This is a genomic window from Thalassobaculum sp. (assembly GCF_965223715.1).
In the GTDB taxonomy this organism is placed as follows: Bacteria; Pseudomonadota; Alphaproteobacteria; order Thalassobaculales; family Thalassobaculaceae; genus Thalassobaculum.
The window spans coordinates 1471814-1484059 of record NZ_OZ245012.1; the positions used below are offsets into that span (position 1 = coordinate 1471814).

The 12246-nt window shown below is 66.2% G+C and carries 13 protein-coding genes; 3 read left to right on the forward strand and 10 right to left on the reverse strand.

What is annotated here, in order from left to right; all coding sequences use genetic code 11:
- Window positions 1-19: 19 nt before the first annotated feature.
- Window positions 20-505 carry a CinA family protein gene (locus ACOQOP_RS06835; RefSeq protein WP_420565574.1) on the forward strand — a complete coding sequence of 162 codons (486 nt, stop codon included), beginning with the start codon at window positions 20-22 and terminating at the stop codon, window positions 503-505.
- Between the two features lie 194 nt (window positions 506-699).
- Here ACOQOP_RS06835 and ACOQOP_RS06840 read toward each other — a convergent pair whose 3' ends face one another.
- From ACOQOP_RS06840 to eno, 9 genes are all read right to left on the reverse strand, one after another.
- Window positions 700-1134, reverse strand: a complete 435-nt coding sequence (locus ACOQOP_RS06840) for a type II toxin-antitoxin system RatA family toxin (protein ID WP_420565575.1) — start codon at window positions 1132-1134, stop codon at window positions 700-702.
- A gap of 20 nt (window positions 1135-1154) precedes the next feature.
- Window positions 1155-2183: a lipoyl synthase gene (gene lipA / locus ACOQOP_RS06845; protein WP_420565576.1), complete on the reverse strand. Its 1029-nt coding sequence runs from the start codon at window positions 2181-2183 to the stop codon at window positions 1155-1157.
- Window positions 2184-2226: 43 nt separating this feature from the next.
- On the reverse strand, window positions 2227-3639 hold the full coding sequence (gene lpdA, locus ACOQOP_RS06850; protein ID WP_420565577.1) for a dihydrolipoyl dehydrogenase: 1413 nt from the start codon (window positions 3637-3639) through the stop codon (window positions 2227-2229).
- A gap of 13 nt (window positions 3640-3652) precedes the next feature.
- Window positions 3653-4981 carry a pyruvate dehydrogenase complex dihydrolipoamide acetyltransferase gene (locus ACOQOP_RS06855; RefSeq protein ID WP_420565578.1) on the reverse strand — a complete coding sequence of 443 codons (1329 nt, stop codon included), beginning with the start codon at window positions 4979-4981 and terminating at the stop codon, window positions 3653-3655.
- A 13-nt stretch (window positions 4982-4994) separates the two neighbouring features.
- A complete protein-coding gene (locus ACOQOP_RS06860) occupies window positions 4995-6443 on the reverse strand; it encodes a pyruvate dehydrogenase complex E1 component subunit beta (RefSeq protein ID WP_420565579.1) in 1449 nt (482 codons plus the stop codon).
- Window positions 6444-6530: 87 nt separating this feature from the next.
- Entirely contained in the window at window positions 6531-7496 is a 966-nt protein-coding gene (pdhA, locus tag ACOQOP_RS06865) for a pyruvate dehydrogenase (acetyl-transferring) E1 component subunit alpha (protein ID WP_420566522.1), read from the reverse strand.
- Window positions 7497-7768: 272 nt separating this feature from the next.
- A complete protein-coding gene (locus ACOQOP_RS06870) occupies window positions 7769-8122 on the reverse strand; it encodes an FtsB family cell division protein (protein ID WP_420565580.1) in 354 nt (117 codons plus the stop codon).
- Window positions 8123-8243: 121 nt separating this feature from the next.
- Window positions 8244-8798: a hypothetical protein gene (locus tag ACOQOP_RS06875; RefSeq protein WP_420565581.1), complete on the reverse strand. Its 555-nt coding sequence runs from the start codon at window positions 8796-8798 to the stop codon at window positions 8244-8246.
- A 26-nt stretch (window positions 8799-8824) separates the two neighbouring features.
- Complete coding sequence (eno, locus tag ACOQOP_RS06880; protein ID WP_420565582.1) at window positions 8825-10111, reverse strand: phosphopyruvate hydratase; 1287 nt, start codon at window positions 10109-10111, stop codon at window positions 8825-8827.
- Between the two features lie 227 nt (window positions 10112-10338).
- Here eno and ACOQOP_RS06885 point away from each other — a divergent pair, with 227 nt between their 5' ends.
- On the forward strand, window positions 10339-10752 hold the full coding sequence (locus ACOQOP_RS06885) for a hypothetical protein (RefSeq protein WP_420565583.1): 414 nt from the start codon (window positions 10339-10341) through the stop codon (window positions 10750-10752).
- A 105-nt stretch (window positions 10753-10857) separates the two neighbouring features.
- A complete protein-coding gene (locus ACOQOP_RS06890) occupies window positions 10858-11346 on the forward strand; it encodes a cupin domain-containing protein (protein ID WP_420565584.1) in 489 nt (162 codons plus the stop codon).
- 136 nt (window positions 11347-11482) lie between these two features.
- Here the strand turns inward: ACOQOP_RS06890 and ACOQOP_RS06895 are convergent, their stop codons facing one another.
- Window positions 11483-12211 carry a class I SAM-dependent methyltransferase gene (locus tag ACOQOP_RS06895; protein WP_420565585.1) on the reverse strand — a complete coding sequence of 243 codons (729 nt, stop codon included), beginning with the start codon at window positions 12209-12211 and terminating at the stop codon, window positions 11483-11485.
- Window positions 12212-12246 lie beyond the last annotated feature (35 nt).

The following is a 12246-nucleotide window of genomic DNA, read 5'->3' on the forward strand; positions in this document are numbered from 1 at the left end:
TTTTGCCCCGGAGGATTTCATGCTCCCCACCCCGCTTCTCGACCTCGCGACCCAGGTCCTCGACCGGGCCAAGGCCCGCGGCGTGATGATCGCCACGGCCGAGTCCTGCACCGGCGGCCTGATCGCCGGGTGCCTGACCGAGATCGCGGGCTCCTCCGCCGTGGTCGAGCGCGGGTTCGTGACCTATTCCAACGAAGCGAAGACCGAGATGCTGGGGGTTCCGGCCGAAACGATCGCGTCGGTCGGCGCGGTGTCCGAGGAGGTGGCGCGGGCCATGGCCGAGGGGGCTCTGGAGCGGTCGCGCGCGGGACTGACGGTGGCAGTCACCGGCGTCGCCGGCCCGGGCGGCGGCTCGGCGGAGAAGCCCGTCGGGCTGGTGCATTTCGGCTGCGCGATGGACGGCGGGGAAACGGTGCACCGGCGAGAAGTGTTCCCCGGCGACCGCTCGGCGGTGCGTGAGGCGACCGTCCGCACCGCCCTGGAGATGCTGCTAGGGCGGCTTTAGCGGCACTGGGTCCCGGCCCGCCCCCGGATCAATCCCGGATTAAATCCGGAACGGGGCCGTCCGGGATGACGGATTTTTTTAATCTATTGAATTTACGAGATTAATACACGTCATCCCGGCGAGCTCCGGGCCTGACCCGGAGGTCGGCCGGGACCCAGAGCCCACATGGGGATCTTCGTGTCGCAGGGGGGAACTCAGCCGTACAGCGTCTTCGCCCGATCCTCGAACGCCTGCACCATGCGCCGGACGGCCTCGTTGAAGAACAGGCCCATGACTCGCTGCAGCACCAGGTTCTTGAACTCGAAATCGACGTAGAAATCGATCAGGCAGCCGCCCTGCTCCTGCTCGACGAAGACCCAGTGGTTGTTCAGGTACCGGAACGGCCCGTCCGTATAGGTCACGTCGATCCGCCGGTCCTCCGGATGCAGCTCCACCCGCGAGGTGAAGCGCTCCCGGATCAGCTTGTAGCCGATCATCAGGTCGGCGAAGAACACGCTGCCCTCGCGCTTCTTGATCCGCGCGCCGACACACCAGGGCAGGAAGTCCGGATAGGTCTCCACGTCGGCGACGAGCGCGTACATCTGGTCCGGGGAATACGGAACGATGCGCTTTTCGGCGTGTGTCGGCATTCAGACAGCGATCGGGTCGGTTATTCGGCGGCGGGCGCGGCGGCAGCCGGCTCGACAGACACACCAATAGCGTCGGCCTCGCGCACCGGCTTGCCCGCCAGCCGCGCGTCTCGGGCGGCGCGCAGCCGGGCGAAGTCGTCGCCGGCGAAATAGGACGAGCGGGTCAGCGGCGAGGACGAGACCATGAGGAAGCCCTTGTTGAAGGCCCGGCTCTTGTAGGTGTCGAACTCCGCCGGCTCCACGAACCGGTCGACCGGATGGTGCTTCGGGGTCGGCTGCAGGTACTGGCCGATGGTCATGAAATCCACCTCGGCCGAGCGCAGGTCGTCCATCACCTGATGGACCTCCTCCGGCCCCTCGCCCAGGCCGACCATGATGCCGGACTTGGTGAAGATGGACGGGTCCATCTCCTTGACCTGGTGCAGCAGGTGCAGCGAGCCGAAATAGCGCGCCCCCGGCCGCACGGTGCCGTAGAGCCGCGGCACGGTCTCCAGGTTGTGGTTGAACACGTCCGGCTTCGCCCCGACGACAATGGCCAGCGCGTCCTTCTTGCGCCGGAAATCGGGGGTCAGCACCTCCACGGTGGTGCCGGGCGAGTGCTTGCGGATCTGCAGGATCGTCTCGGCGAAATGCCCTGCCCCGCCGTCGGGCAGGTCGTCGCGGTCCACCGAGGTGATGACCACGTGGTTGAGGCCGAGCTTGGCGACGGACTTCGCCACGTTCTCCGGCTCGTGCGGGTCGAGCTGATCCGGCCGGCCGGTGGCGATGTTGCAGAAGGCGCAGGCCCGGGTGCAGACCGAGCCCAGGATCATCATCGTCGCATGCCGCTTGGACCAGCATTCGCCGATATTCGGGCAGGCCGCTTCCTCGCACACGGTGTGGAGGTTGTGGTCGCGCATGATCTGCCGCGTTTCCTGGTAGGTCGCCGAGGTCGGCGCCTTCACCCGGATCCAGGCCGGCTTGCGCTTCTGCACCGGATTGTCCGGCTTGTGCGCCTTCTCGGGATGGCGGACCCGCGCCTTGTCGGCAGATATGGTCGCCTCTGTCATTGCTCGGTCCTTTGCAGGCTCGATCCGTGCGGAATTGCGAACCTCAGAAGTGGATGGCCCGGCCGTAGGCGTCAAGGACGGACTCGTGCATCATCTCGCTGAGGGTCGGATGCGGGAAGATGGTGTGCATCAGCTCCGCCTCCGTGGTCTCCAGGGTCATGGCCACGCCATAGCCCTGGATCAGCTCGGTGACCTCGGCGCCGATCATGTGGGCGCCCAGGAACTCGCCGGTCTTGGCGTCGAAGATGGTCTTCACCATGCCCTCGGGCTCGCCCAGCGCGATCGCCTTGCCGTTACCGATGAACGGGAAGCGGCCGACCTTGAGCTCGTGGCCCTTCTCCTTGGCTTCCGCTTCGGTCATGCCGACGCTGGCGATCTGCGGACGGCAGTAGGTGCAGCCCGGGACCAGATTGGTGTTCAGCGGGTGTAGGCCCTTCACGCCGGCGATCTTCTCCACGCAGAGCACGCCCTCGTGGCTGGCCTTGTGGGCGAGCCAGGGCGGGCCCACGAGGTCGCCGATGGCGTAGACGCCCGGCTCGCCGGTCTCCAGCCATTCGTTGGTCACCACGTGGGTCTTCTCGACCTTCACCTTGGTGCCTTCAAGGCCGAGATCCTCCACATTGCCGACGATGCCGACGGCGAGGATGACCCGGTCGACCTCCAGGGTCTCCTTCTTGCCCTTCACCTCGATCTCGGCCTTGGCCCCCTTGGAGGTGGCCTCCAGCTTATGGACCTTGGCGCCGGTGTGGACCTTCATGCCCTGCTTGGTGAACTGCTTCAGGGCGAAGGCGGAGATCTCCGCATCCTCGGCCGGCAGGATGCGGTCGACCACCTCAACCACGGTCACGTCCGCGCCCATGTCGTGGTGGAAGCTCGCGAACTCCATGCCGATGGCGCCGGAGCCGATGACCAGCAGCTTCTTCGGCATGGTCTCGGGCACCATCGCTTCCTTGTAGGTCACGATGGTCTTGCCGTTCGGCTCCATGCCCGGAAGCGTGCGCGCGCGCGCACCGGTGGCCAGGATGATGTTCTTGGCGCTGTAGGTTCCGACCGACTTGCCGTCCTTGGTCACCTCCAGCTTGCGGAGGCCGCCAGAGGTGCCGGCGAGCTTGCCCTGACCGTCGATGACGGTGACCTTGTTCTTCTTCAGCAAGTGGGCGACGCCAGAGGACAGCTGCTTCGCCACGTCACGCGAGCGCTTAACCACCTTCTTAAGATCGAACGATATGTCTTTGGCGGAAAAGCCATAGGCGTCGAGGTTGTGCAGGATGTGCCCGACCTCGGAGGAGCGCAGCAGCGCCTTGGTCGGGATACAGCCCCAGTTCAGGCAGATGCCGCCGAGATGCTCGCGCTCGACCACCGCCGCCTTCATGCCGAGTTGGGCGGCGCGGATGGCGGCGACGTAGCCGCCCGGCCCACCGCCCACCACGATGACGTCGAATTGGGTGTCGGCCATAGCTCGCCTCCCCTTACAGCAACATGGTGAGCGGATCTTCGATCAGCTTCTTGAACGCCGCTAGGAACTCCGCCCCGACCGCGCCGTCCACCACCCGGTGGTCGACCGACAGGGTGCAGCTCATCACCGTGGCGACGGCCAGCGCGCCGTCCTTGACCACGGCACGCTGCTCGCCGGCGCCGACCGCCAGGATCGCGCCCTGGGGCGGGTTGATGACGGCGGCGAAGTCCTTGATGCCGAACATGCCCAGGTTGGAGATCGAGAATGTGCCGCCCTGGTAGTCCTCCGGCGACAGCTTGCCGTCCCGGGCCCGGGTGGCGAGGTCCTTCATCTCCTTGGAGATCTGGGCCAGGCCCTTGGAGCCGGCGTCGCGGATCACCGGGGTGATCAGACCGCCCTCGATCGCCACGGCGACCGAAATGTCGACCTGGTCGTAGATCCGGATCGCCTTCTCGGTCCAGGTAGCGTTGGCCGCCGGAACCTGCTTCAGCGCGATGGCCGAGGCGCGGATCACCAGATCGTTGACCGACAACTTGTAGGCATCGGACTTGGCGTTCAGGTCCTTGCGGACCTTCAGCAGCTCGTCGATCTCGCAGTCGATGGTCAGGTAGAAATGCGGGGCGAACTGCTTGGATTCCGTCAGGCGCTTGGCGATGACCTTGCGCATGTTGGTGTTCGGAATCTCCTGGTAGCTCGGCAGGCCCGGCACGTCCGGCGACGGCGCCTGGGCCGGTGCCGCTGCAGCGGCCGCCGGAGCCTGGGCGGGAGCGGCGGACTGGGCCGCGGCCTTCTTCGGCGCACCGCCTTCCATCGCCTTCTCGATATCCGCCTTCACGATCCGGCCGTTCGGGCCGGAGCCGGCCACGTCGTTCAAATCGAGACCGGCCTGCTCGGCCATGCGCTTGGCCAGCGGGCTGGCGAACACGCGCCCGCCGCTGCTGCTCTTCGCCGGAGCGGACTGCTGAGGCGCAGGCGCTGCGGCCGGCTTGGCCTCCTTCTTCGGGGCCTCCTGCTTCGGCTCCTCCTTGGGAGCCTCTTCCTTCTTCGGCGCCGGAGCAGCCGCCTCGCCGCCATCGACGGGGATGTCGTCCGCACTCTCGCCCTCTTCGAGCAGATAGGCGATCACCGCGTTCACGGCGACACCCTCGGTGCCGTCGGCGACGACGATCTTGCCGATCTTTCCCTCGTCGACAGCTTCCACTTCCATGGTCGCCTTGTCGGTCTCGATCTCGGCGATCACGTCGCCCGGAGAGACGGTGTCGCCCTCCTTGACCATCCATTTGGCGAGGTTGCCCTCGGTCATGGTCGGCGACAGGGCCGGCATCAGAATGGGAGTAGGCATCGCTCGGTCCCCCTCAGGCGCGGTAGCAGGCGGCCTTGGCCGCGGCGACGATATTGTCGGTCTGCGGCACGGCCAGCTTCTCGAGATTGGCGGCATAGGGCATCGGCACATCGGCGCCGGCGACCCGGCCGACCGGCGCGTCCAGATGGTCGAACGCCACCTCCATCACCTGCGAGGCGATCTCCGAGCCGATGCCGGAGAAGGCCCAGCCTTCCTCGACGGTGACCAGACGGTTGGTCTTCTGCACCGAATTGACGATCGTCTGGATGTCGAGCGGGCGGATGGTGCGCAGGTCGATGACCTCTGCCTCGATCCCCTCCTCCGCCAGCTTCTCGGCGGCTTCCAGCGCCTTGCCGACCATGATCGAGAAGGCGGTGATGGTCACGTCCTTGCCGGAGCGCACGATCTTCGCCTTGCCGATCGGCAGCACGAAATCCGGATCCGTCGGCACGTCGAAGGACTGGCCGTACAGGACCTCGTTCTCCAGGAAGATGACCGGGTTCGGGTCGCGGATCGCTGCCTTCAGCAGGCCCTTGGCATCGGCCGCGGACCAGGGCGAGATGACCTTGAGGCCCGGGCAGTGGGCGTACCAGCTCGCATAGCACTGGGAGTGCTGGGCGGCCACGCGGGCGGCGGCCCCGTTCGGACCGCGGAAGACGATCGGGCAGCCCATCTGGCCGCCGGACATGTACAGGGTCTTGGCGGCGGAGTTGATGATCTGGTCGATCGCCTGCATGGCGAAGTTGAAGGTCATGAACTCGACGATCGGCTTCAGGTTGCCAAAGGCCGCACCGACCGCGAGACCGGCGAAGCCGTGCTCGGTGATCGGGGTGTCGATGACCCGGTCGGCGCCGAACTCGTCGAGCAGCCCCTGGGTGACCTTGTAGGCGCCCTGGTACTCGGCGACCTCCTCGCCCATGAGGAAGACCTCGCCATCGTTGCGCATCTCCTCGGCCATGGCGTCGCGCAGGGCCTCGCGCACGGTCTGGCGGGTGGTCTCCTTGAAGAACTTCGCCTCGTCGATGTCGTCGGGAAGCTGGGTGGCGGTCGCCAGCGGCGAGCCCGGATCGCCCGCCGGGGCCGAGACCGCGGCCGGACGCTTCGGCGCGTCCGCCAGATCCGACGCCGCGTCGTCGCGGCCGTCATCTTCGTCCGCGGGCGCAGCAGCCTTCGGGGCCGGCGCCTCGCCGCCATCGGCGGGAATGTCGTCGGCGCTCTCGCCCTCTTCCAGCAGATAGGCGATGACCGCGTTCACCTGAACGCCCTCACTGCCTTCCGAGACGACGATCTTGCCGACCGTTCCCTCGTCGACGGCTTCCACTTCCATGGTCGCCTTGTCGGTTTCGATCTCGGCGATCACGTCGCCGGCGGAGACCGTGTCCCCTTCCTTCACCATCCATTTCGCGAGGTTGCCCTCGGTCATGGTCGGCGACAGGGCCGGCATCAGAATGGGAGTAGGCATTCGGTGTCCCCCCTCTCGGGTGCAGCGGCCGTGTCGCCCCTCGGGCCGACCGCGCGTTCGTTTCGCTCGCGGGTGTGGCGGGCGCGCTCAGCGCGCCTCGACCAGCACGTCCGTCCACAACTCCTCGACATCCGGCTCCGGGCTCTGCTGCGCGAAATCGGCCGCGTCGGTGATCAGATCCTTCACCTCGCGGTCGACCTTCTTCAGCGTGTCCTCGTCCACGCCCTGCTCCAGCACCAGTCGGCGCAGGGTGTCGATCGGATCGTGCTCCTGACGCATCTTGTTGACCTCCTCCTTGGTCCGGTACTTGGCCGGATCGGACATGGAGTGGCCGCGATAGCGGTAGGTCTTCATTTCCAGGATGTACGGGCCCTTGCCCTCGCGGCAGTGCTTCACCGCCTTCTCGCCCGCGGCCTTGACCGCCAGCACGTCCATCCCGTCGACCTCTTCGCCCGGGATGCCGTAGGCGTGGCCGCGCTGCGCCAGGGACGGGCCGGCCGCCGCACGCTGCTGCGAGGTGCCCATGGCGTACTTGTTGTTCTCGATGATGAAGATCACCGGGAGCTTCCACAGCGCCGCCATGTTGAAGCTCTCATAGACCTGGCCCTGGTTCACCGCCCCGTCGCCGAGATAGGTGAGCGAGACCCGGTCGGTCTTGCGGTAGCGGTGGTTGAAGCCGAGGCCGGTGCCGATCGGCACCTGGGCGCCGACGATGCCGTGGCCGCCGAAGAAATTCTTCTCGCGGCTGAACATGTGCATCGAGCCGCCCTTGCCCTTGGAGTACCCGCCGATGCGGCCGGTCAACTCCGCCATCACGCCGCGGGCCTCCATGCCGCAGGCCAGCATGTGGCCGTGGTCGCGGTAGGAGGTGACGACCGTGTCGCCCTCGCCGATCGCCGCCTGCATGCCGACGACCACCGCCTCCTGGCCGATATAGAGGTGACAGAATCCGCCGATCAGGCCCATGCCATAGAGCTGGCCCGCCTTCTCCTCGAAGCGTCGGATCACAAGCATGTCGCGGTAGTAGCCGACGAGCTCGTCCTTGGACGGCATCGCCGATTTGGCGGGCGCGGACTTGGTCGATCGGGACGTGCGTTTGGCGGCGGCGGGTTTCTTCGCGGCACCCGAGGAATTCGAGGCCGATTTCGTGGTGGCTGCACGGGCCATGGGTCTCCCCCTGTACGTGGCCGGGGCGCGCTGAATCCGCGCCAACTCGGTACCCACACAACTAAGGGAAAGACGTCACATTTTCAAGATGCCTAACATCTTGTGTTGCAACGCAAAAACGTAACTTAACTTGATTTTGGTTAAGCTGTCGAAATCACTCAGCGAACAGCAACATTCAGCACCAGACCGTCGCGCGGAACGAGCCCGCTGCCGATCACCACCGAATTCGAAGGGACATATCCCAGCACCAGACGGGCACGCTCCTCGAGCATGTCCGTGTCCAGGCTGTTGGGGTTCAGGCGGGCGACCTTGTTCTCGAGCGCCTCGCGCTCGGAGACGACCTCGCCGAGAACGTCGCTGGCCTCGGCGATCTCGATGTCCAGCCGCTGCCATGCCCGCAGACCGCGATCGCCCTCGACCGCGTGATAGGCGAAATACGCCATCAGCAGGGAGGCCATGAGCGGGCCGAGAACCTTGGGAACGCGTCGCTTCAGTTCAGCCGACAGGGACACCGAACCCTCCAATCTGCGAAGACAACGCATTGAATCATGAAGGGGATTAACGGTCACCGTGAACAGAACGCGAATCGAAGGCCCGTAAAGAGCGAATCCGCGCCACTGTTGCAGAAAAGACTCAGGACTTCGGCGCGCGTCTCTGGGCGTGCTTCAGCGCCCGCTCGCGCCAGGCGTTCAGCACGTCGGCGACGATGATCGCGTCGCCGGAGCCGTCCTCGAAGACCAGGCCGACCGGCAGGATCTGGGTCTTGCCGGTCAGGAAGCGGTTCATCGCCCGGCCGATCCCGGTGCCCCGGTCGGCATTGAACACCACATAGGAGAGCTTCGCGCCCCGGGCGCTGCCCCGGCCCGACACCGTGAAGTCCGACACCTCGTCCCAACGATAGCGGCGCACGGTCCACAGCTTGGCGACGGTCAGACCCTCGCGGTCCAGGTGCACCTGCAACCGGTTCAGCGCGTTGGTGGCGAACAGGAACAGAGCCCCGGCGAGCAGGCCGATGAGAACCATGGCGCCACCGGTCTCCGTCCGCGGCTCCTCCCCGGACATCAGCCCGATGCCCGAGGCGACGACGACGGCGCAGGCGAACGGAAACACCCCACGGCGCCATCCCGGCAGCTTCAGCGTTGCGCTGTCGCCGAGCCGGGACGGATGGGTGCGCGGCTTCTCGGCCACGGCGGAGCCTTTCCTGCCGTCGGCGCTTAGCCGGCCAGCGGCGCCAGGGACTGGCGGCCGGCATAGCGGGCTGCCGGGCCGAGCGCCTCTTCGATGCGCAGGAGCTGGTTGTACTTGGCGATCCGGTCAGAGCGGGACAGCGAGCCGGTCTTGATCTGGCCGGCATTGGTGGCCACCGCGATATCGGCGATGGTGGTGTCCTCGGTCTCGCCGGAGCGGTGCGAGATCACCGTGCCGAAGCGCGCGCCCTGAGCGGTCCTGATGGTCTCCAGGGTCTCGGTCAGAGTGCCGATCTGGTTGACCTTCACCAGGATGGCGTTGCCGCTGTCCTCGGCGATGCCGCGCTTCAGGCGCTTGGGATTGGTGACGTAGAGGTCGTCGCCGACGATCTGCACCTTCTTGCCGATCTCGGCGGTCAGCGCCTTGAATCCATCCCAGTCGTCCTCGGACAGGGCGTCCTCGATGGACACGATCGGATAGCGGGCGCACAGGTCGGCGTAGAGCTTGATCATGCCGGCGGTGTCCAAGGTCTTGCCCTCGCCCTCCAGCACATACTTGCCGTCCTTGAAGAACTCGGTGGAGGCCGGGTCGAGGGCGATCATCACGTCCTCGCCGGGCGTGTAGCCGGCCGCCTCGATCGACTTCATGATCGCGCCCAGCGCCTCGTCGGCGCCCTTGAAGCTCGGCGCGAAGCCGCCCTCGTCACCCACATTGGTGTTGTGGCCGTCCGCCGCCAGCCGCTTCTTCAGCGCCTGGAACACCTCGGCCCCGCAGCGCAGTCCCTCCGCGAAGGTCGGCGCCGACACCGGCATGATCATGAATTCCTGGAAGTCGATCGGATTGTCCGCATGGGCGCCACCGTTGATGATGTTCATCATCGGGGTCGGCAGCACATGGGCATAGGCACCGCCCAGGTAGCGCCAAAGCGGCTGCTCCATCTCGGCGGCCGCGGCCTTGGCGACGGCCATCGACACGCCCAGCAGCGCGTTGGCGCCGAGCCGGCCCTTGTTTTCGGTGCCGTCCAGCTCGATAAGCGCCTTGTCGATGAGAAGCTGCTCGGACGCCTCGCGGCCGGACAGGGTGTCGAAGATCTCGCCGTTCACCGCGTCGACGGCGGCCAGCACGCCCTTGCCGCCGTAGCGCTTGGCGTCGCCGTCGCGCTTCTCCACCGCCTCGTAGGCGCCGGTGGAGGCGCCCGAGGGAACGGCGGCGCGGCCGATGGCGCCCGTCTCCAGCGCCACATCAACCTCGACGGTCGGATTGCCTCGGCTGTCCAGGACTTCGCGGGCGGTGATGTCGATAATGGCGCTCATGTCTTTCCTCTACACAGAAAGGGTGGGCAGGGTGAGGGTCGGGGCGTTCGGTCGGCGCGCTCTCAATAGCCTTGCTCCCGGCAGCATTCAACACGCCAAGTTCAACAGGACGTGAGCGATCCGACGCTTTTCCGCCACGCGGCGGATTTGTAATTCACGGTCGGAACGACTAGATTATGGCCGTTACCCGGTAGACGTATCGGGACGCGACGATCAAGGAGTGCGACATGGCAATCGCCGGCGTCGATACCCAGGGCGGCTCTCAGCTCAGCGCCCTTCGAAACAACCAGCCGCCGAGCCGCGCGGACGAGAACCGCGCCCAGGAGGCTCAGGAATCCCGGTTCGGGACCAGCGACACGACCGAGGTCGAGGCGCGGCAGGATCGCTTCGGCACCGAGAGCAGCCCGCCCCCCGGCCAGGGTACGAGCGTTCCCGGCACCTCGCTGGACAGCCAGTCCCTAAGCGCACTGATCCAGGCGACCCAGGAGCAGGATACCGGCAGCGCCCAGGCGGCGACCGAGGATGAGGAGCGCCAGGAAGAGGCCGCGGCGCCGAACAGCACGAACTCGCTGCTGCCGGGGGCGTCCGACCAGGGCGGCACCGGATCGGGTGACACGCGGGGCGTCTCGCTCTTCGTCTGATCGCCTTCCTGAGGACAGAGATCGCGGCGGCCTTCGGGCCGCCGTTTTCATTTCGGGCCGGGTCTATAGACTGAGGGCAGCGACCTCCGCCGAAAGCGATGCCCGATGACCGACAGCCCGACCACACCCTCCTACCCCGCCCTGTCGGTCCCGCCGGAGATCGGAAACGGCTATCCGGCCGCCTACGCAGAAGGCTCTGCCGGGCGCGTCAAACGCAGGCTCGGCAACCACGGCGGGATCACCAATTTCGGCGTCAACCACGTCATCCTGCCCGCCGGCTGCCAGTCGGCCCTGCGTCATTGGCACACCCGGCAGGACGAGTTCGTGATGGTGCTGACCGGCGAACTGGTGCTGCAGACCGATGCGGGCGAACGGGTGCTCGGTCCGGGCGACTGTGCCGCCTTCCCCAAGGGCACAGGCGACGGGCACGCGCTGCAGAACCGCTCCGACGCGGAGGCGACCTATCTGGAGATCGGCGACCGCACCGAAGGCGACGAGGTCGACTACTCGGATGTCGACATGGCGGTGCGCTGGATCGACGGCGAGGAGTATTTCGTGCGCCGCAGCGACGGCTCCGTGATCCAGAAAGCCTAGAGCAAGATCCGATGTTTCCATCTGGTTGTGCTCCAGGGCATGTCCTCACGAAGGCCGATGACCGCCTTCCGTCCATCTGCGGCGGTTGATCAGTCGGCTGTCCACGTTGGGGACGGCGGCGCTGCCGTTCGCGGCGTCAGGGCTTTCGCCACACGGATATGTGCTTGCCGCTCAGATGGTCGAAGGGCGCGCGATCCCAATCGGACCAGCGAAACTCCAGTTCCATACCGGCGATCTCCGCCATCAGATCGAGTTCAGCGGGCCAAGCATAGCGGAACGGGATCGAAACATGCGTGTGGCGGTCACCGTCCATCCAGACGTGGTTCGACCTGTAGGTCTGTGTAGCAAAATCAAACACATCGACGCCGAAGTGTCCTGGCTCGCTTGCGAATGCCAGCCTCGTTTCACCAAACGCAACCTTTCGGAGGGGCGGTACCTGCGTCTCGACAAGAAACCGGCCTCCGGATCCCAGATGTAAAGCAGCGTTCTTGAAGCAGGCGACCTGCGCCTGCTGTGTCGTCAGATTGTCGATGGTATTGAAGACAAGAAAGACGAGCGAGAACCTCCCGGCAACGCGCACCGACGTCATGTCGCCGATCGCGACCTCGATCGCTGTCGATGTTTCCTTGGCGCGCAGCTTGTCGATCATGGCCCTGGAAAGCTCGATCCCCTTCACGAGCGCGCCTTGCTCGGCCAGCGGCAGGGCAATTCGGCCGGTCCCGATGGCGAATTCAAGGATCTCCCCGCCATCGGACAGGTCGATCAGACAATCAACGGTCCGCCGGATCGAGGCAGGGTCGTTGCCTCCGTGAGTCTGATCGTAGGTTTCCGCGACCCTTTCGTCGAAATACCCATCGCGGCTCACGGGATCGATCTCCTCCATCCAGTTGGGCACGCCGC